This is a genomic window from Paenibacillus haidiansis (assembly GCF_036553665.1).
GTDB classification, from domain to species: Bacteria; Bacillota; Bacilli; order Paenibacillales; family Paenibacillaceae; genus Fontibacillus; species Fontibacillus haidiansis.
In genome coordinates, this window is sequence record NZ_JAZHPZ010000006.1 from 132,600 (window position 1) to 157,020 (window position 24,421).

Genomic DNA, 24,421 nt, shown 5'->3' on the forward strand with positions numbered 1-24,421 from the left:
TCCACAACCCTAATCCATATTTTGAAAAAACTCCAGGAACGGCGCGCCATATTTACGGTATTTCACTTCGCCGACCCCTTTAATCCGCAGCATCTCGCTTTCGCTTGTCGGAAGAACGACGCTCATTTCGCGCAGTGTCGCATCGTTGAAAATAATATACGAAGGCACCCGCTCCTTCTCGGCCAGATCGCGGCGGATCAGGCGCAATTGCTCGAACACGGTCTCATTGACCGCCGACGGGCCGTCGTCATATACCGAGCCTCTGGCGCGCCGGGAACTCCCCGAGGTTCCGGCTCCTTTGGCGGACGCCGGTTCGGGCGCACGCATCATTACCTGATGCTTACCCCGTAACACGTCGCCGGCCAGGGGCTGCAGCCGGACGACGGGATACTGCCCTTCGGTCAGCGCCAAATAACCTTCGGCGATAAACATATTGATCAATTCGGAAATCTCCTTCTCGGTCCGGCGGCGCATCATCCCGTAAGTCGGCAGCTTGTCGAAACCGTACTGCAGCACCTTCTTGTTCTGCGAGCCCTTCAGCACCGAGGAGACGAGCGAGACGCCGAAGCGCTCCCGCATCCGGTGGATGCAGGAGAATACGATCTGCGCGTCAACCGTCATGTCGACCAGCTCACGCTCGTCGCGGCAGGAGCTGCAAATGCCGCAGGGCGTCCGGTCGTGTGCCTCGCCGAAATAATCGAGCATGCCCCAGCGCAGACAGCTGGTCGAGTAACAATACTCCACCATTTGCTGAAGCTTCCGGTACTCGTTGCGCTTGCGGTCCTCGTCCTGGGGGTTTTGCTCGATCAGAAATTTCTGCGTCATAATGTCCTGTGGACTGAACAGCAGGATGCAATCGCTCGGCTCGCCGTCGCGGCCCGCCCGGCCCGCTTCCTGGACATAAGCTTCCATATTCTTCGGCATATTGAAATGGATCACGTAGCGCACATTCGATTTATCGATCCCCATTCCGAACGCATTGGTTGCGACCATGACGCGGATGTCGTCATACAGAAATGCCTCCTGGCTCTCCTCCCGCTCGCGGTCGGATAACCCGGCATGGTAGCGGCCCGCGGGGACTCCCGCCTGCCGCAATCGGCCGTACAAATCATCGACTTCCTTGCGCGTCGCCGCATAAATAATGCCAGGCTGGTGCCCGTGCGTCTCCACATAATTCATGATGTATTCGCGTTTGTTCTCGCCGCGCAGCACCGACATGGCCAAATTGTCGCGGCCGAGGCCCGTCACGAACACGGACGGGTTATCCAGCCGCAGCAGCCGGATCATGTCGTCCATGACCTCCGGCGTTGCCGTCGCCGTGAAGGCCGCCAGAGTCGGACGGCGCGGCAATCCGTTCACGAACGGCGACACGGCGAGATAGCTTGTCCGGAAGTCGTGTCCCCATTGGGAGACGCAGTGCGCTTCATCGACCGCGACACAGGAGATGTCGAGCGTGCCCATCTCTTCGCGGAACCAATCCAGCTCCAGCCGCTCCGGCGCTACATATAGCAGCTTCAGTTCGCCACGTCGCGCCGCGCGGATGCGGTCGTTGGCTTCCTTGCCGGACAAGGTGCTGTTAATAAACGCGGCCGGAATCCCCATCGCGATCAGCGCGTCGACCTGGTCCTTCATCAGCGAAATCAGCGGGGAGACGACCAGCGTTAATCCGGGCTGCAGCAGCGCCGGAATCTGATAGCAGATCGATTTGCCGCCGCCGGTCGGCATAATGCCAAGCGTATCCGCTCCGCCAAGCATGCTGGCCACGATCTTGCGCTGCCCTTCACGGAAATCGGGGTACCCGTAATATTTCTGCAGCAATTGCTGCGCTTGTTCCATAGAGGCGGTTTGAACCTTCATTGAACCAGACTCCTTATTTCGGAAAGAATTTAAACGGAGAAAGCTTCTCGCTTTATATATATCACTCACTTTAGTTTAGCGGTCCAGGCCCTCGGGGGCAACTTCCCTATCTTCTTCGGATCGAGGGGACACCCGGTAAAATACAAGTTTTAGTACATAAAGTTGAAGTCACTTACTCACACTTACTATTATAGCGCAGTCGGAACAAGCGGGCTTTTTAAATATACGGAGGAACTGTCATGCGAACATGGAGCGAAAATTACAAATCATATAAACGCGAGCATAGGGCTTCTTCAGCTACGGAGCCTAATGATGCGGACGATAACGCAAGCGGCGATAAGAAGCCGCTTTTAACTCTTGGCGTTTCGCTATCCGACAATTTGACCGCCATCCAAGAGAGAATCGGAGCGAACGGAGATATGACGATCAGACAATTCCATATCGCCGGTCATTGCCAGGCTGCGCTCGTGTTCTTTTCCTCCATGACCGATCAGAAAGGCATTCAGGAAAATATTCTAAAGCCGCTAATGCTCTGGCGCGGGGCGGAAGCCCGGAAGTCTCCGGCGCAAGACGCCCTTCTGTCGGAAGATGTTCTCATCGACCTGCTTTGGAATGAAGCGATCTATATCAATGAAGGATTGAAATGTACGGAGTTGGACAAGATCCTAGACCTCATCTCTTCCGGTTATGTCATTCTGCTGCTGGACAAATCCGATGAAGGGCTTGCCTTTGCGATGCGCCAGATCGAAAAGAGAGGGATCGAACAGCCGCAGACGGAGCAGGTCATCCGCGGCGCCCGCGAAGGCTTTATCGAACTGCTGGATACCAACCTGTCCCTGATTCGCTACCGTCTGCAAAGCCCGGATCTAAAAATCGAAACCGCTCCGCTTGGGGAACGGACCCGATCCCGGGTTGCCGTGTGCTTTATCGAAGGCATTGCCGATCCAACGCTCATTGAAGAAGTAATGCGGCGGGTTGCCAAAGTCGATTTTGACGGCATCATCGACTCCGGATATATCGAGCAGTTTATCGAGGATCAGCCGCTCTCGCCATTCCCGCAAATTCAAAATTCGGAGCGCCCCGATAAAGTCGTCGCCGCTCTCTTGGAAGGAAAAATTGTCATTATGGTTGACGGTTCCTCCTTCGCTTTAATCGTCCCTGCACTGTTCGAGCAGTTTTTCCAAACCATCGACGATTACTCGGAACGCTTTATTATCGGAAGTCTGATCCGGATTATCCGCGTCGTTGCACTGTTGTTTTCGCTGTTTTTTCCCGCTTTCTACGTGTCCGTCATCTCCTTTAATCCCGAGCTGCTGCCGACGAATTTTGCCGTGGCGATCTCGGGCGCGCGAGCCGGCGTTCCCTTCCCCGCCGTACTGGAGGTATTAATTATGGAAGTATCCATGGAAATTTTGCGGGAGGCAACGATTCGCCTGCCGCAAATGATCGGCGGCGCCCTTTCCATCGTCGGAGTACTGGTGATCGGACAGGCTGCGGTATCGGCCGGACTGGCAAGCCCCATTACCGTTGTCATCGTCGCATTGACCACGATCGGCTCTTTCGCGACTCCGGCTTATAATGTCGCGATCGCGCTTCGGATGCTTCGCTTTCCGCTCGTACTTCTTGCGGGGATGTTCGGCATGTACGGGGTGATGATCGGGACCATTCTGATCTTTAACCATTTGCTGTATCTCGAATCTTTCGGCATACCGTATCTCTACTCGCTGATCACTCCGAAACGGGCATGGGCATCCGATACAGTATTCCGTGCTCCGATCTGGTGGGCGGGGCGACGTCCGGGCTATCTGCATCCCGTAGACGGGACGCGGCTGCCTAACGGCACGTCAAAGTCTTATCTCGACGCCATTTTCAAAGGAAAGGAGACACGTGATGAGCAGGAAACAAACCATTCTCACGATCCAAGCGGCAACCGTGATAGCTAGTTCCACCTTCGGGGTTTCCGTACTCAGCTTCCCCAACGCGATGGCCCGGAGCGCCGGAACCGGAGCGCCGCTGATGACCGTCGCGGGTATCCTTTTGGCTCTGCTCGGATTTTGGCCGCTCGCGAGCCTAGGGCGAAAATTCAAAGGCCAGACGATATTTGAATACGGACAAGTGCTGATAGGGAAATGGGCGGCGGCCGGAATCCATGTGCTATTGTTGCTTTTTTTCACCGTATCTTCGGCCTTGTATATCCGCGAGTTCGGAAATGTGCTTAGCATCGTTGTTTTTCGCAAGACTCCCATCGAAGTCAGCATGATTTTAATTTTGCTGACGGTAGCCTTTTCCTGCAGACGCGATGTGGTTAAATTCAGCTATATTCATATTTTTTACTTTCCCTTTATGTTTTTGCCGTTTCTGCTGCTTATGCTTCTCTCGGTGTCAAGAATCGATATTCTGAACCTGCTGCCTATGATGGGGAATCACCCGATGAATCCCATAGGATTCGCACAGTCGCTCTCTTTGTATCTGGGGACGTTCGTCATCACCGTTTTGATTCCGCATATGAGTAATCCGGAAGCTTCGATGAAGTCGGTAATTTACGGAATTATTGCCAGCGGAGCGTTGTATCTGCTAATGATCTTGTCGTCTTTAGGAATTTACGGAGTCCAGGAAACGAAGAAGCTCATTTATCCTACGCTGGAACTCTCTCGTTCCATCTCGCTGGGAGGCGTATTGGAGCGGTTCGATGTCCTTTTCATCGTTGTCTGGTTTGTTACGGTATACACCACGATATATACAAGTTATTACCTCGCTTCCTACACGCTTAGTAAGTTGCTTAACTTTTCAGACCTGCGGGTCAGCTCTTCTTTTCTGTTTCCTTTTTTACTGGCTATTTCCTTAATTCCGAGAAGCGTGTTTCAGTCGGGCGACATAGCCCGGAGTACCGAGTTTGTCGGCATCGTACTGGCCATTCTCTATCCGTTGTTACTGAAGATTATTTCCCTATTTCACCGGCGAAGGGAGCGGAACCCATGAGGAATCGAAGCCTTAAATCAGTCTTGCTCGGACTGCTGCTGGCCGGAAGCTGCATGCTCTTGTCCGGTTGCTGGGACAGTCTGGGAATTGAAGACAGAGCGCTGGTGCTCAGTCTGGCTGTCGATGAAGCTCCTCCGGAAAGCAATAAACAAGAAGAAAAAGTTACGCATATCGACGAGAAACCTCCGGGAAAAATGATCCGGATTACCGCCCAGATCGCCGTACCCGGACAGGTTCCCCTCGGTCCCAGCAGCGCTTCCAGCGGCGAAAGAACACAGAATTCCGTATGGATCGTGCAAGTGGTCGGCCATAGTCTGGACGATGCGCTGAACAATTTGCAGCAGCAGATCTCAGACCCCAAATACCTCATTCACCTGCGGGTCGTCGTCATCAGCGAAGCGATAGCCCGGGAAGGCTTGGACGATCTTAACGATTACTTAAGGCGAAACGCCGAAGTACGCCGCCGGACATGGCTGCTGGTTTCCGATATACCGGCGGAGAAAGTGTTGGCTGTCGCCCCCCCGCTTGAACGCGTACCGACGCTCTATCTTTTGTCCATGATTGAAAAGTCGGTCAGATCCGGGAAATTCCCGTTGGATTACTTGGGTATCTTTTGGACTTCGGAATCCAAGTGGGGACAGGACGGCTACCTGCCTTATATCTCGATCCGGGGTCAAGACAAAATCCTGGTTAAGGGCCTCGCCTACTTCAGCGGGGGCCGGTTGGTCGGGACTACCCGTCCTTTGGAAATCGGCGCATACATGGCAGCCAAAGGGATGGACCCCGGCGGTTATTCCTCTCTGCTGAACGTGTCCGGACTGGGTTATGTTATGGTTCAGACTCAGGAGCGTCATACGAATATCAAGGTCGATATCGTGGAAGGCAAACCAAGGGTTAAACTAAAAATTTTGCTGGAGGGATCGATCACCGAGCAATTCGATTCATCCGTCGATATAAATTCCCCGGAAGCGGTCGGACAGGTTGAAAGGAAATTTAACGAAGAAGGTATCAAGGCTGTTAAAAGTTTATTCCGGGATACTCAGCTCAAACATTCGGATATTTTTGGCATCGGCGAAATTGTCAGAGCCCACCACAAAGACTTCTGGAAGAAGCACGTGCACGAAAAGAAGGATTGGGGAAATATCTATTCCGGCATTCCCGTAGATGTTTCGGTGCATATGACCATTCGCCGCATCGGGCTAAAACAATAGGAGGAACCATGACTCGCGTTATTTTCTTCGTTATGTTAATGTGCTTTTGTTCGAGCTTTATTCTGCTTGCGATCGACGGCAAAATTTATTCCGTCGAGCGCAAAAACAGGGAAAAGGCCTATTCGCGCGTTTTTGGCTGGATCCATCTTTCCGCCGCCCTTTTGCTTCTTGCCGCCTTTATTTGGCTGTACTGATTCCCAAGGGTCCGGCGCCGAAACTTTTCTCTGCTAATCCGTCGCATAGTGCTTGTCCCGCATGCGTGGTATGGTATAGTTAAATCGGAAAAAATATGCGATAGGAAGCTGCTATTTCTATGAAAAATAACAAAAGCGAAAAAATGTTGAAACATAAGCGAAAAGAAGCGAATACCGGGCGAGGAACCGCAAAAGCCCGAGACGGGCAAAAACCGGACTCCCGGATTATGGGCCGGCAAACCGCGGAGGAGCTGCGGGCCGGAGACCGGGTCGTCATTACGGTCAAACGGCTCGGCATTAACGGCGAGGGCGTCGGATATTATCGGCGAAAAGCGGTGTTTATCGGCGGTGCGCTGCCGGGCGAGGTCATCAAGGCCGAGGTAACGCGGACGGAGCCGAAATTCATTCACGCGAAAATCCGGGAAATCGAGAAGCGCTCTCCCTACCGGGTCGACGCGCCGTGCCCGGTGTTCGGCATCTGCGGCGGATGCCAAATCCAGCATCTGTCCTACGAAGGACAGCTCGCCGCCAAGGAAGACATGATCCGCGAAGCCTTCTCCCGGTACACCGGGCTGGAGCAGGTTCGTATGAAGCCGATTCTCGGCATGGATCATCCGTGGAACTACCGGAACAAGGCCCAACCGCAGCTTGGCATGCAGCAGGAAGGCATCATCGCCGGCCTGTATGCGATGGATTCGCACCGGCTGATCGATATTACCGGCTGCCCGATTCAGCACCCGAAGGTCAACGAAGCGGTGGACCGGACGCGCAATGTGCTGCAGCGCCTCGGCATCCCGGTCTACAACGAGAAGAACAATCAGGGGCTGGTACGAACGATCGTCGTGCGCTGGGGCTTCCAGTCCGGCCAGCTTCAGGTGACGCTGGTCACGGCAAACGACCGGCTGCCGCGGCGGGAAGAGCTGGTGCGGGATCTCCGGCTGGCGATGCCGGAGCTGACGAGCATCGCGATGAATGTCAATCCGAAGAACACGTCCGTCGTGTTCGGCAACAAGACGTCCATCCTCTGGGGAGGGGACAGTATCCAAGAGTCGCTCGGCGACTTGGATTTCACTTTGTCCCCGCGCGCTTTCTTCCAGCTTAACCCGATTCAGACGGTGAAGCTTTACGAGGCGGTGCGCGCCGCCGCCGGGCTGACCGGCCGGGAGTCGGTGGTCGACGCCTACTGCGGCACCGGCACGATCGGCCTGTGGCTCGCGCCTTACGCGCGCGAGGTCCGCGGCATCGAGGCCATCCCCGAGGCCGTCGCCGACGCGAAGGCGAACGCGGAGCGCAACGGGCGCGACAACGCGTCGTTCCACGAAGGCCTCGCGGAAGAACTGCTGCCGCGCTGGGCGAAGTCGGGCTACGCGCCCGACGTCATCGTCGCCGATCCGCCGCGCACCGGCCTCGACCCGCGCTTCCTCGCCGCGGTGCTGCGCACGAAGCCGAAGCGCTTCGTGTACGTGTCCTGCAATCCGGCCACCCTGGCCAAGGATTGCAAGGTCTTGACCGACGGCGGCTACGCGATCGAATGGGCGCAGCCGGTCGACATGTTTCCGCAGACGAGCCATGTGGAGTGCTGTGTGTCGCTCACTAGGAAGTAGCCAGTCCGGGCCACATTTACCTGCCCTAATAATGAAGATCTCAAGCGCGACTAAGCCGCCTGAGATCTTCGTTTTTTATGCAAGATAATGACTCAGATCACGATCGATTCAAAGCCTTCCTCACTTCTTCCGCGAGTGACTCTTCCAGCCTGTTGTGACTTAAACACTCCCGCCAAGAAATTCTTGGCTATATATATCAGTGATTTTATCCAGCACACGCTGCGCATGTTCTGTAAATTTCAAGTTTGCAACCCGATTCTTCAACAAAAACACGCCGGTCTCATTGCGGTGTTTGCCGAGGGCTGCCTCAAACAATAGGTTGGCGCCATGAGTAGGCGGAGAGGAAAAAAACTTCATAAACAGTTCAAACCATGCGGTCAGTCCGGAATCTTTTCCTTTTTTTACCGTGTTGTTAATTCCCGGGTCAACGCTGCGGATCTTGATGCCTTCCTTGGCAAGCTGCGGTGCGACGGCTTGGGTCCACAACGAAAGAGCCAGCTTTGAAGTCGCATAAGGTCCATACATTTTGCGGAAGGTTTTGGGATGCTCCAAGTTTTCGATCGTAAATTCCTTCGTAAATCTAAACACCTGCGATGAAGTGTTAATCACCGTTTTTAAGCTGCCGTTCTTCAACAGCTCCTTCATTTCCATCAGAATAATATAAGGAACGACCGTCAACAATTCATAATGCAATTCGCGGCCTTGTTTTGAATAGCGCAGCTCACTTAAGCCTCCTCCGGCGTTATTGAACAAAATATCGATCCGCTGCTCCTTACTCTTGATTTCTTCCAAAGAGTGTCTCAAGCTGCCATAATCGGTGAGATCCTTCACTTTATAGGCTCGGAGCCGTCCGTCCTTGAGCTGATTTTGGAGGAATCTATCGTCCGCTGGAAAATCCGACCGGACCAAAGCAATCACCTGCCAGTTCTCCGACAGCATTTTCCGGGTCAATGCCAACCCGATCCCACTACTTGCGCCTGTAATCAGTGCGATGTGTTCTCGTTGATTCTTACTCAATGCATGTCCTCCTTCATTCAGAATATTCATCGGTTATTTGCACACATCAGTCGGAGTCGGGCAGGAGGATCAGTTTGCCATGGGCAGCCCCACTCTGGCTGATTTCGACAGCTGAACGCCATTCGTCGAGTGCGAAAGTCCGGGCGACCGGAATAGTGAACTTGCCGTCTGCTGCGTACCCGGCAAAGTCGCCGACAACGTCGTAACGTGCGGTATGCAATTCTCCGTAGCTGGCGCGAACGCCAAGTTCAGCGGCTGCGGCGAAATCACTGACGGTTAGCACATGCCGGGGATTTCCATTGACGATTTGGACCAGATCTTTCAATGAACCGCTGATTGGTGCGGCATCCAGAGCAAGATCAACCGGCTGCTTCGCCAGTTCGGTCACCCGTTCGACCATTCCATCACCGTACGAGGTCACCAACGCCCCCATGGCGCGGAGTTTGTCTGCGTAGGTGGTACCAGCGGTTGCGATCACGCGGGCACCGCGCATAAGAGCAATCTGAACGGCGGCGAACCCTACCGTGGTGCCAGCTCCGTGCACGAGTACGGTCTGACCCGATTTCACCCCGAGAGTATCAATGCCTCGGTAGGCGGTTTCGACCGCCATTGGCAGCGCTGCAGCTTGAACAAAGTCGAGTCCGGCCGGCATGCGGAACCAGTAGTACATGATCGCTTGGCCCGATGCACCGGCGCTCGACCCACTCATGAAATCTGCTCCACCCAGAACGGCATCACCGATGGCGACATCGGTTACGCCCTCTCCAATTGCGTCTACAATACCTGCCACGTCCAGCCCGATCCCGCGAGGCAAGGGCAGTTGACCGGCAAAATGTCCCCGGCACGTTACCCAGTCAACCGGATTTAACCCGCAAGCGCGTACTCTCACGCGAATGCGTCCCGGCCCTGGTTCCGGGATCGCCACCTCCTCCAAGCGCAAGACATCGGTCGGTTCGCCGTATTCATGGAATCGAATTGTCCGCATGGTAGCAGGGTTGGATGCCTGATTCTTTTTATCTTTGAAAGAAGTATCTAAATTTTCCATTTCGATGATCCCTCCATTTTGCTCTGATGGAATAGTGTTCTTCGTGAATTCAAACGGTCATCCAAGTACTCAGATCTGGGAGCCGCCTCCGTCAACAGGGAACTCAGCCCCGGTGGTATAAGTGGCCTCAAATGCCAGGAATGCTACGGCTTTGGCGACCTCGACCGGATCGCCGAAACGCAGCATCGGGATCTGCTGTTTCATCTGCGCCTCGGTTTGTTCCGCAGCTTCCTTCGGCATCGACCGCGCCAAGATGCCGGTGTCGATGGGGCCGGGGCTGACCGCGTTGACGCGAATCTTCCGCGGTAACAGCTCGCGGGCCAGACTGCGAGTCATAGAGCGCAGCGCCGCTTTACTGGCCGCGTACGCACTGATCATCGGGATACCCAATACGTTCGTGATTGAGGTGGTGAGCACCACGCCACTTCCTTCGTTTAACAATGGGGCGAGTTTCTGTACGGTGAAGTACGGACCTTTAGCGTTGATTGTATGCAACTCGTCGTACACATCCTCGGACATTGACTCGAAAGGGACGTAGTGCGTGATGCCGGCGTTAACGAACAGAGCATCGACCGTGCCGAACTCGGCCTTGACCCGGTCGGCCAACTTATCGATATCCGTCAACGACGCGGCGTCGCTCAGCAATGAGATCGCGTTGTTGCCGAGTTCTTCACGGGCCGAGTCGAGCTTAGCCTGGCTGCGTCCGGTGATCAGAACGCGTGCTCCTTCATCCACGAACAACTTCGCGGTCGCGAGGCCAAGTCCGCTGCTACCTCCCGTGATCACGACTTTCTTCCCGGAGAATTTGCCCTTACTGAATTGTTCCATTTGAATCGTCCTCCCTTGGTTTATCCGGTATATCATCTTGCAACAGACGGCCTATTGTTGGATAAGAAGCCCATAGGTAAACTGCACAAGCAATCACCATAATGGGTATTTACTGCTTTCACAATGACCCAACAGTGTAGCAAAAACCACACTGTCTGTGTTAATCTTATCTAAGCGATTTGGGTTCTACAACCAGTAAACAGCCTCATTCGTGGCTTATCCAACACACATACTTATCTGTTGTTTTTTAGCTTTTCTAAAAACGAACGCTAACCAATATATCCTAAAGAGAAAGGGAGAATCATAACATGCTTACTCAGACAACCGACCCCCGTGTAAAACGGACGCGTCAACTATTGATGCAGGCTTTTATGGAATTGCTTGAGAAGAAGAGGAATGTCTCTTCTATTACCGTACAAGATATTACGGCCCACGCGACCGTAAATCGCTCCACGTTCTATGCGCATTTTGAAGACAAATTCGCATTTCTTGAGAGCTGGATGAGAGAAAAATTTCAAGAGAAGCTGAAGGATGAGCTGCCTAACGGTGCTTTATCCGATATGGGGAGCCTGCGGTCGCTTATTTTAATCGTTTTCGATTTTCTTTACTGTACTCGTCCGTATATGACTTTATCTGACCGTCAGTATGAGCCGTTATTCCAGGTCGCGATGCAAAAGGAACTATATAACCTATTACTTACCTGGTTAAGTGAACAATCGGAACCATCCGTTTCACGAGAATCGGTGGAGACTGCCGCCCTCATTGCAAGCTGGGGCATTTTTGGAGCAGCCGTCGAGTGGAGTAGACATCCGCAATTGAAATCGGCGGAAGACATGGCGCGAGAAGTTTTGGTGGTCGTTGCTGCCGGTTTAGCACCCGTAATAGGATAATAATGTAATGTTGCGAACAGAGCCGGCGCGATCAAATAGAGCGGAAATAATAAAAGAGGGGTTGAGAACCCCTCTTTTTGTTGGACTAATTCAATTTTATAAAATACCTTATTTCTTCATTACCCGCACGGAATCCCACCGATTCGTATAAAGATAAGGCCGATACCTTGACCCTCGATCAAACATAATTTACAACTCTAATTATTTCTTGTACGGGATGTTCAGCGGCGTCTATTATACTCCGAAACGCAAAATTGTCCCGTGAAGTGCTTTTGCATGGTACATTTGTTAATATCTAGACAAGAACGAATTCATAATGCTGTGAAAAGGAAACGGGGGAATTCAACTTGACCAAGAGTAATAAAGCCGGCATTAACCAGGAGTTATCACCGCAGCAACGCGAAGAACTACTCGGAATATTGAAGGCCCGGTTTGAAAAGCATATGAACCGCCATTTAGACCTGGAATGGGCTAAAGTTCAAGCAAAGCTCGAAGCCCATCCCGATAAACTGCGGTCGCTCGATGAAATGGAAAAAACCGGCGGAGAACCGGATGTTATCGGTTACGATCATAATTCGGGCGAGTATATTTTTTGTGATTGTTCGGCGGAAAGTCCCAAAGGCCGCAGAAGTGTTTGTTACGACCGTGAAGCGCTGGAGTCAAGAAAACAACATAAACCGGAAAACAGCGCTGTCGAAATGGCTGCCGACATGGGCATTGAGCTTCTGACGGAAGAACAATACCGGGAACTGCAGAATCTTGGAAATTTCGATATGAAAACATCAAGCTGGGTGCAGACACCTGCCAATATTAGAAAACTCGGCGGGGCCCTCTTTTGTGATCTCCGCTACGACACGGTTTTTGTGTATCACAATGGAGCGGAATCCTACTACAGCGCCAGAGGCTTCCGCGGCTCGCTAAGGGTTTAAATTCGATTCATATTCCTGCGTTGAAACTTGACGGGCAATCCTGCGTAACAAACTGATAAAAGTTCCTTTTGGGAGGTTAATGTATGATTATTACTACAACACCAATGATTGAAGGTTATCCCGTCCAGCGGTATTCGGGCATTGTGACCGGTGAAGTTATTATGGGGGCCAACGTTGTCAGAGATTTTATGGCTTCCATCACCGACATCGTCGGCGGGCGTTCGGGGGCTTACGAAAGCAAGCTTCAGGAGGCGCGGGACACCGCGTTCGCGGAAATGGAAGCAAAAGCCGCGCGCTTGGGGGCCAATGCCATCATTGGAGTGGACATCGATTATGAAGTGATCCGCGACGGAATGCTGATGGTTTCCGTAAGCGGAACGGCGGTTGTCGTCTAGCCCGAATCAAAAAAACGTTTATCAAAATGCAACAGTCCTCAAGTTCAACAATCACAGCCATAACCCGTATCTCGCGGGGTATGGCTGTTTTTTTTGCGTTAAAAAGGTTCTCCCCTGGCCAATCCTTGTTTCACCCACCGGAAAATTCGTTAAAAACAGTATTGTCAACTAACTGTATACGTTATATACTGTTTACATTATATACAGTAAATGATTATCAATCAGGGCTTTCGGAAAGGAGTTTTTCTATGATTTCCCCCTCCACCGCCATTGAAGTTTCCGGGCTGCGCAAAAGCTTCGACCGCCAGCTCGTGCTGGATGGCATCGGGTTCACCGTGCCCGCCGGAACCGTCTTTGCGCTGCTTGGCCCCAATGGGGCCGGCAAAACGACGCTCGTCCAAATTCTCTCAACGCTGCTGCCCCCTGATGAAGGGACGGTCCGCGTGGCCGGGCATCAGGTTACCAAAAGCAAAAACGAGGTTAAGCAATCGATCAGCCTGACCGGCCAATTCACCGCCGTCGATGAAGTGCTGACCGGCCGGGAAAACCTCGTCATGATGGGCCGGCTCTCCGGCCTGTCCGCGGTTCAGTCCCGGCTCCGCGCCGACGAGCTGCTGGAACGGTTCGACCTGACGGGTGCGGCCCATAAACGGGTCAAAACGTATTCCGGCGGGATGCGCCGCCGCCTCGACCTGGCGATCAGCCTCGTCGTGGAGAGGCCGGTCTTGTTCCTGGACGAACCGACGACTGGACTCGATACGTTAAGCCGGCGGGTGCTGTGGGACTGCATCAAGGAGCTGGCCGCCCAAGGGCATACGATTTTTCTGACGACGCAATATTTAGAGGAGGCGGATCAGTTGGCCGATACGGTTGCGGTGATCCATGAAGGAAAGATTGCGGCCATCGGAACTCCGGAGCAGTTAAAGTCGCGGGTCCGCAGCGAAATGGTCGAGTTTCGGGACGCCGGCGGTGATATTTTGCTGCGCGAGCCGACCGATGGGACTTTAAGCCATCTGATGCGGATTCTGAGCGGGACAGACAGCCGGATCCCCCCCGATTCGCGGGTCAGCATCAACAAGCCCAATATGGATGATGTATTTATTGCCCTCACATCGGCAAATTCGGAGGTGTCATTATAATGCAAGCCGATTTTCCCTTCAAAAGAGCATCCTTTCTCTCCACCAACGCCGTGTTTATCGGACGCAGCATTCGCCATAGCCTGCGCGACGTCGAATCCTTGGTCATGTCCGTCGCGCTGCCCATCATGCTCATGCTGCTGTTCACCTACGTCTTCGGCGGCGCGCTCGACCCGTCGGGCAATTACGTGAACTACGTCGTTCCCGGCACCATCTTGCTGTGCGCCGGCTTCGGGGCGTCCAGCACGGCCGTGAAAGTAGCCGAAGATATGACGAACGGGGTGATCGAACGGTTCCGTACGATGCCGATTCACAGCCTAAGCGTCATCACCGGCCATGTCGTCGCCAGTCTGGTCCGTAACCTGGTCGCGACCGGCATCGTCATCGGCATCGCCCTGCTGCTCGGGTTCCGGCCGTCAGCCGGAATTGCCGGTTGGCTTGGCGCCGCCGGGATCATCGTTCTGTTTATCCTGATGATCACCTGGCTGTATGCGGCGATCGGCTTGGTCGCCGGCAGCACCTCCGCCGCTAGCGGTTACGGATTCGCGCTGCTCTTTCTCCCCTACCTGTCCAGCGCCTTCGTCCCGACGGAGACGATGCCGGGATGGCTGCAGGGCATCGCCAACCATCAGCCGATTACGCCGGCGACCGAAACGATCCGCGGCCTTCTTGCCGGTACGCCGGCAGGCGGCAACGCCTGGTGGGCGCTTGGTTGGTGCCTCGCCATCATCGCGGTATCCTTAGTTTGGTGCTACCGGGCGTTTCAGCGGAAATCGGGAAAACGTTAGCCCTATAACAATAACGAGTGTAGCCCTTAACAAATGAAAACGGGGCAGTCTCAAAGTAAGCGAAATTACTTTGGTGACTGCCCCGTTTTATTGAATCCGCATTACTCTTCCGGCTCGCCGCCTTCATTTCCATGCAGATATTGCTCGATCCCGTCCAAAATGCGTTCAAGCCCGAATTCGATATCGTTCCCGGCATCGTTATATTCCTCATTTTCGCCGGTATACTCGCCGGCCATCACAATCGGATAGAGATTTGGAAACCGCTCGGGCGTAACCAATTGCTTCAGCGCAGCGCTGTAATCAAAAGCGCTAAACTCACCGGGCGTCGTACCGGATTGGAATGCCCGGTCCATATCGCGCTGGAGAATCCCGCTGGCTCTGGCGTAGTTGCTGAGCAAAAGAATGATGGACATTTTGACGTAGCCGCTGACCCGGAATGTCTTCATCCCCCCCAGCGCCCAATCCACAAACCGCAAGCTGTTCGGCGTAATCGGCGCCCCGGAAATGGGAATATCGGCAAACCAGGGGTGGTCCCGGTAAATCCGGGTCGTACTCCAAACGAAAATGCGCATATGCTCGCGCCAGTCGTCCGCTCCTACTTTCGGCGGGAAAGCGACATTGGAAACCGCCTCCTGCATCAGCAGCAGCAGGTCGTCTTTGCTCGGAATATATCGGTAAAGAGACATCGCCGTATGGCCGAGCGACCCGGCGACCCGGCTCATGGAAACGGCGGAAAGCCCGTCCCGGTCGGCAATCGCGATCGCGGCATCCACAATCATCGGAATGCTGAGCTCCCGTTTGGGCCCCCGCTGCGGTTCCTTGACCAGTCCCCAAGTGATCGCTACGCCGTGCGGCAAATTTTCCGATACGTTGTCGAGCTCCTTGTTTCCTTCCTTCTGCATCGTTGATCGTCTCTCCTATTTCATCAGAATTGCTATGAATCCGTTCAAGTCCAAACTGTTTATTGCATAAACAATATACCATAAACGCTTCGTCCCTTCCATGCCGGTAGCGGCGCGGCACGCGTCTTTCATTTCCGTGACCCGATCAATTTCGTAATTGACAAGGAAAATAACAAAAGCTTACAATTTAAATGAACCTGTTCATTTAGAGACTTGGGGGTGAAATTATTCCTAAGATTATTGAAAATATAAAAGATAAAATTTTGCAAACCGCGAAAAAGCAGCTCAATCAAGAAGGGTATAGCAAATTGGCTTTAAGAAGTATCGCCAAGGAATGCGGCATCGCGGTCGGGACCATTTACAACTATTTTCCCTCCAAAGATATGCTTGTCGCCTATATCATGCTGGAAGATTGGGAGATTGCCCTGCGGACCATGCGGCAGTATTGCGAAAGCACGAAGAATTTCTTGGAGGGATTCTCCCGGATCTACGACGGAATTATCGGGTTCTCCGAGCTTTACAAACCGGTTTGGGGCGAGTATTCCTTTACGGGAAACGCCAAGTACAGTTTTGCGGAACGCCACCGGCTCATCCGCGGGCAAATTGCCGATCTGGTCCGGACTTTGTTATTGCGTTTCGGTCAACAGCGGGGTGACGGCATGTGCGATTTTTTGGCGGAATCTTTATTGACGGTTGCCGTGCAGGAGGACCTGGGATTTGAGCCGCTGGCCAAAGTAATCGCCAAATTATACGACCTATGAGATGGGAGGAATCAAGATGAAGGTAGTGCTTGCAGGGGCGTTCGGGAAACAGGGCAGCGACCTGTTGCGGGCCCTGGTGGCTCAAGGATACGAAGTGGTCGCCGCAGGCAGGAAGATCAAAGAAATACCGGAGCTCAAAGGAAAATATATATCAAAACAAATCGATATTACGGATGCTAGCGGAATAAAAGGATTATGCGACGGGGCCGATGCCGTGATTTCCACGGTGGGGCTTACTTCTTCCTCCGCTTCAGTCACCAATTACGATGTGGATTACCGCGGAAATTTGAATCTGCTGCAGGAAGCCAATCGATCTGGAGTAAGCAAATTCGCGTACATTTCCGTGCTCAAAGCGGACGGCGATCCGTCGGTACCCATGCTGCACGCCAAGAAGTTGTTTGAAGAGGAGTTGAAAAGCAGCGGGATACCCTACGTCATTTTTCGCCCGACGGGATTCTTCTACGATATCGCCAAAGTATTCATGCCGATGATCGATAAAGGAACGGTAACCCTGCTCGGCAAAAAAGACGTTCATGCCAATGTCATTGACACAAGCGATTTGGCGGAATTTATAGTGGAGCATCTTGGCGATCGTAACGAAACCTACAATATCGGGGGCAAGGAAACTTACTCATATGAGGAAATTGCCCGGATGTTTTTTCAGGCGGCGGGAAAAGAACCCGTAATCAAGCGGGCGCCGGTCTTCTTATTCTCGGTCCTCGCCGCTATGGCAAAATGGAAGAAAAACGGCAAAGAAGCCGTTATCCGTTTTTCCAAATGGACACTCAGCAATGAGATGGTGGCTGAACACCGGTACGGTAAATTGAGTTTCAAAGAGTACATCAAAAATTGTTATAAATAAGGAGGATCGGATATGAGCTTTCACGAAGCCTGGTCGATCGCGTTTGACAAGCCGCTGGCCGTTTTGTTGATCGTTTGCGCCGTTCTTTGTGCCATTGGGTTTTACAAGTACGTTTATTTCCTCTCGATCGGATACGGGTTGGCCGTCGCCGGCTCGGGCGTGGCCTTGATTGCCATGTACCTTAGGGATATTTCTGTCGGAAGCCTGCTGCAGTGCCTGCTGTTCGTGCTGTACGGCATCCGACTCGCCGGATTTTTAATCGTTCGCGAAGCAAAAAGCTCGGCTTACCGCAAAACCTTGCAAGAGGTTACGAAGGGCGAAGCAACCATGCCGGTATTCGTTAAAGCGGCTATTTGGATATCGGTCAGCTTGTTGTATGTGGCGCAGGTATCCCCTGTATTTTACCGGCTGAATAACGAGGCTGCAAACGGTGTAATGCCCATCATCGGGGCGGTCATCATGGCCATCGCTTTGATCATAGAAGCCGTGGCTGACAGACAGAAATCGCGGGCCAAAGCCATGAACCCCAACCGGTTCTGCGATACGGGCCTTTATCAGTACGTGCGTTGTCCCAACTATTTTGGAGAAATCCTGTTCTGGACGGGGGTATTTCTGTCCGGATTCGGCGCATTGACCGGCGCGGTGCAGTGGGCCATTGCGATCCTCGGTTACATCATGATCGTTTACATCATGTTTAACGGCGCCAAGCGGCTGGAACGCCGCCAGGACAGGAATTATGGAGACAGTGACGAATATAACGCCTATGTGGAGAAAACGCCGATCTTGCTGCCGCTCGTGCCGCTTTATCACTTAAAGGATGTTAAGTGGATGTAAACGGGCCTATGGTAAGGCCATGGTTGTCCGTTAGTGGAAAATCCCCATATTTTTGTATGTCTAACGGACGTGCATGACCTTTACAAATGAATTTCCATGCGGAGAACGATGTTTACACCGCCGAGCTTTTGAGCACATCCACAATCGGATCCTTTCGGAGTTTCCTCCCGCAGATCGCATACGCAAGCACGACCGACAATAAAACGGCCGCCCCGAAGGCCGCAATCTGCCCAATGGGCATATAGGGCACAAACTCATGGAAGTATAACAGGTTGAGCTTGAGGAAAACCACAACCGCAATGAGGTTCAGCGGAATACTGAACAAGATCGGCATTATTCCTAAGAACACCCCCTCCAACGTGAGCATCCGCCGGATTTCCCGAGGAGAAATCCCCACAGACCGGAGCATGGCAAATTCCTTTTGCCGCTGCCGTAAATTTCCCGATACGGTGGAGAACACGTTGGAAATGCCGATCACGGCGAGAAACACGGAGATGCAAATAATAATGGTTTTCATTAATTTTGTGGCATTTTGGTTTTCCTGTTCGCTCTCCAGACTGTTCCAGATCGCATAATCGCCCGAGCCGTACCACTTTTCGGTAACATTCCGAAGTTTATCCGCCACGGATCGGATAAGCTCTTCCGACTGCGGCGTTATCGGGATGTACACATTTTTTGCACGCAAAGATCCGGATTCCCGGTAATTCTCAATAATAGACAAATAAGCGCTGCGCGGCATGATCACCGTAAGTTGGTATCCGCTGGTGGTGACATGGGCATCCGGCGCTTGATTCGTCAAAAATCCCACCTCCGCTTCAAACGTATATTTCGATGTATCTTCAGGATAGATCTTCTCCTCGAGTTGTAGTCTGTTTCCGGGGTTCAGCGCCAAAAACGGGATCTCTACCGGATTTCGGCGGTTGCTGTGAAGATCGTCCCGCACCTTGTTCACAACAATGGCCCGGGGGATTCCCGTCTTGTGGAAGAACGCCGGGTCCGCTCCGACCTCCGCGCAGTATTCGGCAAAGCTTGAATCATCCAGAGCGGTCAGGATCGTCCGGATACGGTATTTTCCGTTCTGTTCGTACACATCGTATCTCCCGGATCTAACCACTTTTTTCAGCCCGCCCGAAGCCTGAAGCTCCTGCGATATCGTCTCTTCATCAACCCATAATCCCGCCCGGACGCTGGAGAGAAACATTACGCTTTCCACGCCGTCCATCGAACGGACCTCATTCTCGAACGGCTCTGTCGTCAAATTTCCGTCTTGAATATTCAGCTCAAGATAATGTCCGTCATCTGTCCATGAACCGTTGTTGGATACTTCACGCCACGCCTCGGAAATCCCGATAAAATTCATAAACACGCTCAACAAAGCAAAGGAAAGCGTGAGCGAAACGGTTGCCGTTCGATATGATCTCTTGCGCGCATACAAGGCGGTTTGGGCCAGTTCGCCCCCGATGCCGAAGATCCGTCCGGCAAGGCTTCGTTTCTTTGTCTTCATCATATTCGCGCCTTCTTCTTGCCTAATGGCTTCAATAGGCAGCAGCCTGGCGATCCTGCGCGCCGGAATGATCGCGGACAACCATACGGTCAAAACTGCCAGCACGATTGAAGGCAATATGGCCGGCAATCCGAAGACAAACGCGATCTCTTCCGCCTCGGCTCGCATATCCAGGGAATTGATATAAGCAAACAGGCCGCAATCCAGCAGCCAGCCAATAAACAGTCCCATGGGAATGGGGATCAGCGCCAGGACAACCGCCTCAAAAACGACGGAATGCCGAATCTGCCGTGGCGACGCCCCGATGCTTTTCAACATCCCGAGCTGTATGATCCGCGCATTTGCGGACATGGCGAATGCATTATGAATGTTGAACACGAATACTCCGGTTACCAGCAAGGCAAACGAAATAAGCATCAACGGCAGTACAAACTGGGAAATGCGAAAATGCTCCTTTTGTTCGGGCGGGTAGATCAAGTATTTTGACAGGAGATCATCGTTGGTCCTTATCAAGTACTTGCCGTACTCATCCGGTTTAAAGCCTACGGATTGTGCAATCCGGTCGATATCTTCATACGCGGTCCTCGGATTTTTGAAAGACATATAAACGGTAAGCTCATCGGTCGGCGAAATATTCTCCTCGGACATAAAACCATATGCCACATAGGCGGGAGTCATGGAATTCGTGGTGACGTCCAGCTTGGCCACAACGGTATAATTGCGTTCTTCCAACGGCTCAAAGAGTTCTCCGTCTTTCCATGGATCGCGGGGATCCATTCCCGCCCCGCCGAATGAACGGTTGCCTACGGGCAGGGTGACCGAATCGCCGATTTTCAATTCGGGATGGTGCTCAAAATATTGCTTGGAGAGGGCAAGCTCATGTTCTCCCTGCGGCACCCGCCCCTCCATGATCATTGCGGCCTCGGGCATATTTGTCCAATAAGCGGCCGTCAAGCCGCGCATCACCAGATAAGGTCGCCTCGGATCGTCGATTTTGGCGGCTTCCCAGGTGCCCTTGATCATCACGTTTTCCACATTGGGGTGGCCGGTGACATATTTCAGTTTGTCTCCGGGCGTGGCATCGAACAGTTCGGCATGCCAGTCCCCTGTTTCCAGTATAGTCAGACGGATATTGTTCATATAGATCGAATAAACAAATCCGCTAAGAGCAGACAGTAATGTGGTCGCAATCAAAATGGCGATCATGATGGCAAGGCTGCTCTTTTTATTTCGCCTTACGTAATCGAGCGTGTATTCCCGGAGGATCTTCATTTCCCCACCGCCTCATCGGAGACAATTCTGCCATCCTCGATCGTAACGATCCGATCCGCCTCCAGCGCCAGCTTTTCATCATGGGTAATGAGCAGAACGGTCTGTTGAAACCGTTTGTTGGAAAGTTTGAGCAGCCCGAGCGTTTCTTCGGAGTTTTTCCGGTCCAGATTGCCGGTCGGCTCGTCCGCCAGCAGAATTGCGGGGCGATAAATTAAGGAGCGCCCGATGGCCACGCGCTGCTGCTGCCCGCCGGAGAGCTGCCCGGGCAGATGGGCGAGCCTGCCGGACAGGCCGAGCGTTTTCACGATTTCGGAAAAACGGTCTTCATCGGCTTTCTGTCCGTCCAGAAGTATGGGCAAAAGAATATTTTTCCGCACATCCAGCGTCGGAATGAGATTATAGAACTGATAGATCAGCCCTACCTTGCGGCGGCGGAATATGGCTAGCTGCTCCTCGTTCAGGGTGGCGATATCGGTATCCTCAATGAAAATTCTCCCTTCGGAAGGACGGTCCACACCGCCAATAAGATGAAGCAGCGTGGACTTGCCGGAGCCGGACGCGCCGACGATGGCGACAAACTCTCCTTTGTGAACCGAAAGGTTTACCCGATCCAGGGCCGTTACCATGTTGGAGCCGGAGCCGTAGGTTTTGGTTACATTTTCGCATCTCAATAGTTCCATACGTATATGACCTCCTTTAGCAGCCTCCATGATAACAACTTAAAATGACATTCCGGTGACAATGGCCCTATAGAACAAAGCTTAATTATAAAATTTTAGCGATGAATCGCGCCCCGCCTTTTGGAGCGTTCTCGGCCCGAACGCTTCCGTTCTGCAGCTCGATTATGGACTTGGAGAGAGCCAGTCCAATACCGATGCTGTCCTTTAGCGAATGTTTACCGCGATAAAAACGTTCAAACAGATGCGGGAGATCCCGCATGTCAAAGCCGCTCCCGTTGTCCTCCACAACAATTTCGGTATATAGCGGATTTTGCGAATAGGAGACGGAAATCGTACCGCCCTCGGGCGTATGCTCGCAGCAGTTTTTAATGAGATTCAAAAAAGCCTCCGCCAGCCACGAAATATCGCCTGTGATCCTGATATCGTTATCCGGGATAAACAGAAGGCTCTGCTTTTTTTCGTGAAGCATGTCTTCAACCGGCTCGACTGCCCGCGTCAGCATGGCGCCCACATGGATCCGCTCGCACTTCATTTCCAAGGTCCCGGCATCCAGCTTGGAAAGCGTCAGCAAGGAAGAAAGCAGCGTATTCAGGCGATGCAGCTGACGGTCGAGCTTCTCGATATATACGGCATCCTCCCCTGTGCGCTGTTCCGCCAGAAGCTGCGTCATCAGCGACATGGAGGTGATCGGCGTTTTGAGTTGATGGGAAATATCGGCCAGATTGCGTGCCAGCGATTGCCGCTCGCGTATGGCGTTTACGCGGGACTGACGCAGCCCGGTTACCGTTTTGTAGATTTCGTCCTCCAAATGGGAATAAGCATCTTCCTTCCTCACCAGCAAGGAATATCTGCCAAGGTTTACGGATTTGAGATAGGACGTCAGCTCGTCGATGCGGTTTTTGCTTTTTTTTGCCGCAACATATTCTCTCACCCCCAAAGAGGCTCCAAGGAAAAGCATGAGCAAGACACCGCTTCCGATCATCGTAGACAGATTTCGTTTCCAAAAAGTGTCGGGCGAATAACCGTACTTTTGCAGAATATAGGTGCCGGTATCCGGGGCATCGCTCACTTTAAGCTCTTGAATCAGCTTATCCGCCAATTCCGGCTCAATGCGTTCGACAGCACCCAGCATTTGGGCCGCGATACGATACTCTTGGCGGACGACGAGCTTGGAAGAAAGAAGTCCCAGCAGAACGCCGATCAGCAAACATCCGGAAAGAACGAGGCACAATCTTTTGAAGGTCGGACTCAGGATCATTCCTCATCCTCCATTCGATATCCGATGCCGCGGATCGTTTTGATGCAAGAAGGGAAATTCAGCTTTTCCCGGAGCCTTTTCATGGTCACGGTAAGCGTATTGTCGTTCACGAAATTCCCGTCCGTGTCCCAGAGCTTGCCCAGCAGTTGAGCGCGGGTAAGGGTCTGATTTTTATTTTCCAACAAGACAGTAAGCAAACGGTATTCTCCGGCAGTGAGAGCAAGCTCCTCCCCCTCAGAGAAGGCTCGGGTTTTATCTTTGAGGATGGATATAGTTCCGCAGGTAAGCACGGAGGAATAATTTTTATTTTTGGTCCGCCGCAAAACGGCGTTGATTCTGGACAGCAGCACGGAAAGCTGAAAAGGTTTGACGATATAATCGTCCGCCCCCATATCAAGCCCTTGCACGATATCCTTCTCTTCATCCCGTACCGTCAGGAAAATGATCGGCACATCGCTTATGGACTTGACATATCGGCAGAAAGCGCTCCCCGTTCCGTCAGGCAAATTCCAGTCTAACAGCACAAGGGAGACGGAATCGGAGAAACGCTTCTTTCCTTCCGCAAGCGTATAAGCGCAGACGGGTTCAAAACCGTTTTTTTGCAGCGCTATTTTCAGAGCAAACTGAATCGTCTCATCATCTTCAATGATCATGATTTTTTTCAAGTGGAACAGCCCCCCTTTATATAACTATCACATAAAGAAATGTCCCGGCACCTTCTTATATCATTGGAAAAAAGTGGCGACGGTGATATCATTAAAAAAATCCACAAAAGAGATTAGGAGAATTCATATGAGCCGTATGATAAATCCGCTGCCGGAGACCGGCGAAACAGAAAGGCTTGTCATTGACAACGCCGTAATGGAGGATTGTGCAGCCCTGCAAAAGATTTGCGAGACGTGGGAGGATAAAGCGTTACTCGAGGGTTCGCCTTTTGAAAGCGATTATATCCAAACCTGCCTCACGACCGGCGATTTACCTCCGATTCCCGGCGCAACGAAAGAAAATTACCGGTTTAAATCCATTCGGTTAAAGGAGTCCGGCGAAACCATCGGTTTTTTCGATCTGTACTACGGCTATCCGGCGCCAACAACCGTTTGGATCAGCATGTTCGTGATGGATAAAGCGTGCCGGAAACACGGATTTGCCAGGGAAGCGATCGAATGGATAATCGGGGAATGCAAAAAATCGGATTATGAAAAAATCGGCATCGGCGTTCATCTGAAAAATTGGCGGGGCCTGCGCTTCTGGATCAAAGCGGGATTCAATCATGCATTTGCCGTATATGGCGATGAGACGTACAGCGAAGATACCTATGCCCTGATTGGGCTTGAGCGGATTATCAAGGCGGGATGAGATGTCACCCAAGTCGAGTTCGGTCAAGGCCCAATCGTCATCATTCTAACGGTCATTTGTGACCGTTAGAGTCCGTGAACTCGGATAACCAGTTTTTTACGGTCACTGCTGTCCATTAA

At 52.5% G+C, this 24,421-nt stretch carries 23 protein-coding genes; 14 read left to right on the plus strand and 9 right to left on the minus strand.

The window, feature by feature from the left end; translation table 11 throughout:
* Nucleotides 1-9: 9 nt before the first annotated feature.
* Complete coding sequence (recQ, locus tag V3851_RS14070; RefSeq protein WP_331847186.1) at nucleotides 10-1,857, minus strand: DNA helicase RecQ; 1,848 nt, start codon at nucleotides 1,855-1,857, stop codon at nucleotides 10-12.
* Nucleotides 1,858-2,096: 239 nt separating this feature from the next.
* Here recQ and V3851_RS14075 point away from each other — a divergent pair, with 239 nt between their 5' ends.
* The 5 genes from V3851_RS14075 (at nucleotide 2,097) to rlmD (ending at nucleotide 7,845) form a co-directional block, all read left to right on the plus strand.
* Nucleotides 2,097-3,800, plus strand: coding sequence for a spore germination protein (locus tag V3851_RS14075; protein ID WP_331847187.1), 1,704 nt, complete (start codon nucleotides 2,097-2,099; stop codon nucleotides 3,798-3,800).
* A complete protein-coding gene (locus V3851_RS14080) occupies nucleotides 3,748-4,836 on the plus strand; it encodes a GerAB/ArcD/ProY family transporter (RefSeq protein WP_331847188.1) in 1,089 nt (362 codons plus the stop codon). Before V3851_RS14075 ends, V3851_RS14080 begins: the two co-directional genes overlap by 53 nt.
* On the plus strand, nucleotides 4,833-6,047 hold the full coding sequence (locus V3851_RS14085) for a Ger(x)C family spore germination protein (protein ID WP_331847189.1): 1,215 nt from the start codon (nucleotides 4,833-4,835) through the stop codon (nucleotides 6,045-6,047). Before V3851_RS14080 ends, V3851_RS14085 begins: the two co-directional genes overlap by 4 nt.
* Nucleotides 6,048-6,055: 8 nt before the next feature.
* Complete coding sequence (locus V3851_RS14090) at nucleotides 6,056-6,241, plus strand: CLC_0170 family protein (RefSeq protein ID WP_331847190.1); 186 nt, start codon at nucleotides 6,056-6,058, stop codon at nucleotides 6,239-6,241.
* A 119-nt stretch (nucleotides 6,242-6,360) separates the two neighbouring features.
* The gene (gene rlmD, locus V3851_RS14095; protein WP_414859310.1) at nucleotides 6,361-7,845 is read left to right on the plus strand and encodes a 23S rRNA (uracil(1939)-C(5))-methyltransferase RlmD; all 1,485 of its coding nucleotides are present in this window, start codon (nucleotides 6,361-6,363) and stop codon (nucleotides 7,843-7,845) included.
* Nucleotides 7,846-8,004: 159 nt separating this feature from the next.
* Here the strand turns inward: rlmD and V3851_RS14100 are convergent, their stop codons facing one another.
* The 3 genes from V3851_RS14100 to V3851_RS14110 all read right to left on the minus strand — a co-directional run bounded on the left by V3851_RS14100 (nucleotide 8,005) and on the right by V3851_RS14110 (nucleotide 10,735).
* Complete coding sequence (locus V3851_RS14100) at nucleotides 8,005-8,862, minus strand: SDR family NAD(P)-dependent oxidoreductase (RefSeq protein ID WP_331847191.1); 858 nt, start codon at nucleotides 8,860-8,862, stop codon at nucleotides 8,005-8,007.
* A 46-nt stretch (nucleotides 8,863-8,908) separates the two neighbouring features.
* Nucleotides 8,909-9,907, minus strand: a complete 999-nt coding sequence (locus V3851_RS14105; RefSeq protein WP_331847192.1) for an NADP-dependent oxidoreductase — start codon at nucleotides 9,905-9,907, stop codon at nucleotides 8,909-8,911.
* A 69-nt stretch (nucleotides 9,908-9,976) separates the two neighbouring features.
* Nucleotides 9,977-10,735, minus strand: coding sequence for an SDR family oxidoreductase (locus V3851_RS14110; RefSeq protein WP_331847193.1), 759 nt, complete (start codon nucleotides 10,733-10,735; stop codon nucleotides 9,977-9,979).
* A gap of 308 nt (nucleotides 10,736-11,043) precedes the next feature.
* On the opposite strand from V3851_RS14110, the gene V3851_RS14115 reads away from it, so the two are divergent.
* From V3851_RS14115 to V3851_RS14135, 5 genes are all read left to right on the plus strand, one after another.
* Nucleotides 11,044-11,625, plus strand: a complete 582-nt coding sequence (locus tag V3851_RS14115) for a TetR/AcrR family transcriptional regulator (protein WP_331847194.1) — start codon at nucleotides 11,044-11,046, stop codon at nucleotides 11,623-11,625.
* A gap of 347 nt (nucleotides 11,626-11,972) precedes the next feature.
* Nucleotides 11,973-12,554, plus strand: a complete 582-nt coding sequence (locus tag V3851_RS14120) for a DUF4256 domain-containing protein (RefSeq protein ID WP_331847195.1) — start codon at nucleotides 11,973-11,975, stop codon at nucleotides 12,552-12,554.
* Between the two features lie 83 nt (nucleotides 12,555-12,637).
* Nucleotides 12,638-12,949 (plus strand): YbjQ family protein, encoded by a 312-nt coding sequence (locus V3851_RS14125; RefSeq protein ID WP_331847196.1) that lies wholly within the window; start codon nucleotides 12,638-12,640, stop codon nucleotides 12,947-12,949.
* Nucleotides 12,950-13,197: 248 nt separating this feature from the next.
* Nucleotides 13,198-14,088 carry an ATP-binding cassette domain-containing protein gene (locus V3851_RS14130; RefSeq protein ID WP_331847197.1) on the plus strand — a complete coding sequence of 297 codons (891 nt, stop codon included), beginning with the start codon at nucleotides 13,198-13,200 and terminating at the stop codon, nucleotides 14,086-14,088.
* Nucleotides 14,088-14,873, plus strand: coding sequence for an ABC transporter permease (locus tag V3851_RS14135; protein ID WP_331847198.1), 786 nt, complete (start codon nucleotides 14,088-14,090; stop codon nucleotides 14,871-14,873). Before V3851_RS14130 ends, V3851_RS14135 begins: the two co-directional genes overlap by 1 nt.
* 101 nt (nucleotides 14,874-14,974) lie before the next feature.
* Here V3851_RS14135 and V3851_RS14140 read toward each other — a convergent pair whose 3' ends face one another.
* Entirely contained in the window at nucleotides 14,975-15,775 is an 801-nt protein-coding gene (locus tag V3851_RS14140) for a TetR/AcrR family transcriptional regulator (protein WP_331847199.1), read from the minus strand.
* 263 nt (nucleotides 15,776-16,038) lie between these two features.
* Here V3851_RS14140 and V3851_RS14145 point away from each other — a divergent pair, with 263 nt between their 5' ends.
* The 3 genes from V3851_RS14145 to V3851_RS14155 are packed head-to-tail and all read left to right on the plus strand — an operon-like array spanning nucleotide 16,039 to nucleotide 18,232.
* On the plus strand, nucleotides 16,039-16,536 hold the full coding sequence (locus V3851_RS14145) for a TetR/AcrR family transcriptional regulator (protein ID WP_331847200.1): 498 nt from the start codon (nucleotides 16,039-16,041) through the stop codon (nucleotides 16,534-16,536).
* 16 nt (nucleotides 16,537-16,552) lie between these two features.
* Complete coding sequence (locus tag V3851_RS14150; RefSeq protein ID WP_331847201.1) at nucleotides 16,553-17,398, plus strand: SDR family oxidoreductase; 846 nt, start codon at nucleotides 16,553-16,555, stop codon at nucleotides 17,396-17,398.
* A gap of 12 nt (nucleotides 17,399-17,410) precedes the next feature.
* Nucleotides 17,411-18,232, plus strand: a complete 822-nt coding sequence (locus tag V3851_RS14155) for a DUF1295 domain-containing protein (protein ID WP_331847202.1) — start codon at nucleotides 17,411-17,413, stop codon at nucleotides 18,230-18,232.
* A gap of 112 nt (nucleotides 18,233-18,344) precedes the next feature.
* On the opposite strand, the gene V3851_RS14160 is transcribed toward V3851_RS14155, so the two are convergent.
* The 4 genes from V3851_RS14160 to V3851_RS14175 form a co-directional block, all read right to left on the minus strand.
* Entirely contained in the window at nucleotides 18,345-21,008 is a 2,664-nt protein-coding gene (locus V3851_RS14160; RefSeq protein ID WP_331847203.1) for an ABC transporter permease, read from the minus strand.
* The gene (locus V3851_RS14165; protein WP_331847204.1) at nucleotides 21,005-21,688 is read right to left on the minus strand and encodes an ABC transporter ATP-binding protein; all 684 of its coding nucleotides are present in this window, start codon (nucleotides 21,686-21,688) and stop codon (nucleotides 21,005-21,007) included. Before V3851_RS14165 ends, V3851_RS14160 begins: the two co-directional genes overlap by 4 nt.
* Before the next feature lie 85 nt (nucleotides 21,689-21,773).
* Nucleotides 21,774-22,946 carry a sensor histidine kinase gene (locus tag V3851_RS14170; protein ID WP_331847205.1) on the minus strand — a complete coding sequence of 391 codons (1,173 nt, stop codon included), beginning with the start codon at nucleotides 22,944-22,946 and terminating at the stop codon, nucleotides 21,774-21,776.
* On the minus strand, nucleotides 22,943-23,611 hold the full coding sequence (locus V3851_RS14175) for a response regulator transcription factor (protein ID WP_331847206.1): 669 nt from the start codon (nucleotides 23,609-23,611) through the stop codon (nucleotides 22,943-22,945). The genes V3851_RS14170 and V3851_RS14175 overlap by 4 nt, the downstream gene beginning before the upstream one ends.
* A 127-nt stretch (nucleotides 23,612-23,738) precedes the next feature.
* Here V3851_RS14175 and V3851_RS14180 point away from each other — a divergent pair, with 127 nt between their 5' ends.
* Entirely contained in the window at nucleotides 23,739-24,302 is a 564-nt protein-coding gene (locus tag V3851_RS14180; protein WP_331847207.1) for a GNAT family N-acetyltransferase, read from the plus strand.
* The last annotated feature ends 119 nt before the right edge of the window (nucleotides 24,303-24,421 follow it).

Excerpts from the sequence above, each read along its gene's own strand:
- V3851_RS14180 (WP_331847207.1), top strand. The coding sequence starts at position 23,739 with ATGAGCCGTATGATAAATCCGCTGCCGGAGACCGGCGAAACAGAAAGG.
- V3851_RS14165 (WP_331847204.1), bottom strand. The coding sequence starts at position 21,688 with ATGGAACTATTGAGATGCGAAAATGTAACCAAAACCTACGGCTCCGGC.
- V3851_RS14085 (WP_331847189.1), top strand. The coding sequence starts at position 4,833 with ATGAGGAATCGAAGCCTTAAATCAGTCTTGCTCGGACTGCTGCTGGCC.
- V3851_RS14075 (WP_331847187.1), top strand. The coding sequence starts at position 2,097 with ATGCGAACATGGAGCGAAAATTACAAATCATATAAACGCGAGCATAGG.
- rlmD (WP_414859310.1), top strand. The coding sequence starts at position 6,361 with ATGAAAAATAACAAAAGCGAAAAAATGTTGAAACATAAGCGAAAAGAA.
- V3851_RS14150 (WP_331847201.1), top strand. The coding sequence starts at position 16,553 with ATGAAGGTAGTGCTTGCAGGGGCGTTCGGGAAACAGGGCAGCGACCTG.
- V3851_RS14130 (WP_331847197.1), top strand. The coding sequence starts at position 13,198 with ATGATTTCCCCCTCCACCGCCATTGAAGTTTCCGGGCTGCGCAAAAGC.
- V3851_RS14080 (WP_331847188.1), top strand. The coding sequence starts at position 3,748 with ATGAGCAGGAAACAAACCATTCTCACGATCCAAGCGGCAACCGTGATA.
- V3851_RS14135 (WP_331847198.1), top strand. The coding sequence starts at position 14,088 with ATGCAAGCCGATTTTCCCTTCAAAAGAGCATCCTTTCTCTCCACCAAC.
- V3851_RS14105 (WP_331847192.1), bottom strand. The coding sequence starts at position 9,907 with ATGGAAAATTTAGATACTTCTTTCAAAGATAAAAAGAATCAGGCATCC.
- V3851_RS14140 (WP_331847199.1), bottom strand. The coding sequence starts at position 15,775 with ATGCAGAAGGAAGGAAACAAGGAGCTCGACAACGTATCGGAAAATTTG.
- V3851_RS14125 (WP_331847196.1), top strand. The coding sequence starts at position 12,638 with ATGATTATTACTACAACACCAATGATTGAAGGTTATCCCGTCCAGCGG.
- V3851_RS14110 (WP_331847193.1), bottom strand. The coding sequence starts at position 10,735 with ATGGAACAATTCAGTAAGGGCAAATTCTCCGGGAAGAAAGTCGTGATC.
- V3851_RS14115 (WP_331847194.1), top strand. The coding sequence starts at position 11,044 with ATGCTTACTCAGACAACCGACCCCCGTGTAAAACGGACGCGTCAACTA.
- V3851_RS14170 (WP_331847205.1), bottom strand. The coding sequence starts at position 22,946 with ATGATCCTGAGTCCGACCTTCAAAAGATTGTGCCTCGTTCTTTCCGGA.
- recQ (WP_331847186.1), bottom strand. The coding sequence starts at position 1,857 with ATGAAGGTTCAAACCGCCTCTATGGAACAAGCGCAGCAATTGCTGCAG.
- V3851_RS14155 (WP_331847202.1), top strand. The coding sequence starts at position 17,411 with ATGAGCTTTCACGAAGCCTGGTCGATCGCGTTTGACAAGCCGCTGGCC.
- V3851_RS14160 (WP_331847203.1), bottom strand. The coding sequence starts at position 21,008 with ATGAAGATCCTCCGGGAATACACGCTCGATTACGTAAGGCGAAATAAA.
- V3851_RS14090 (WP_331847190.1), top strand. The coding sequence starts at position 6,056 with ATGACTCGCGTTATTTTCTTCGTTATGTTAATGTGCTTTTGTTCGAGC.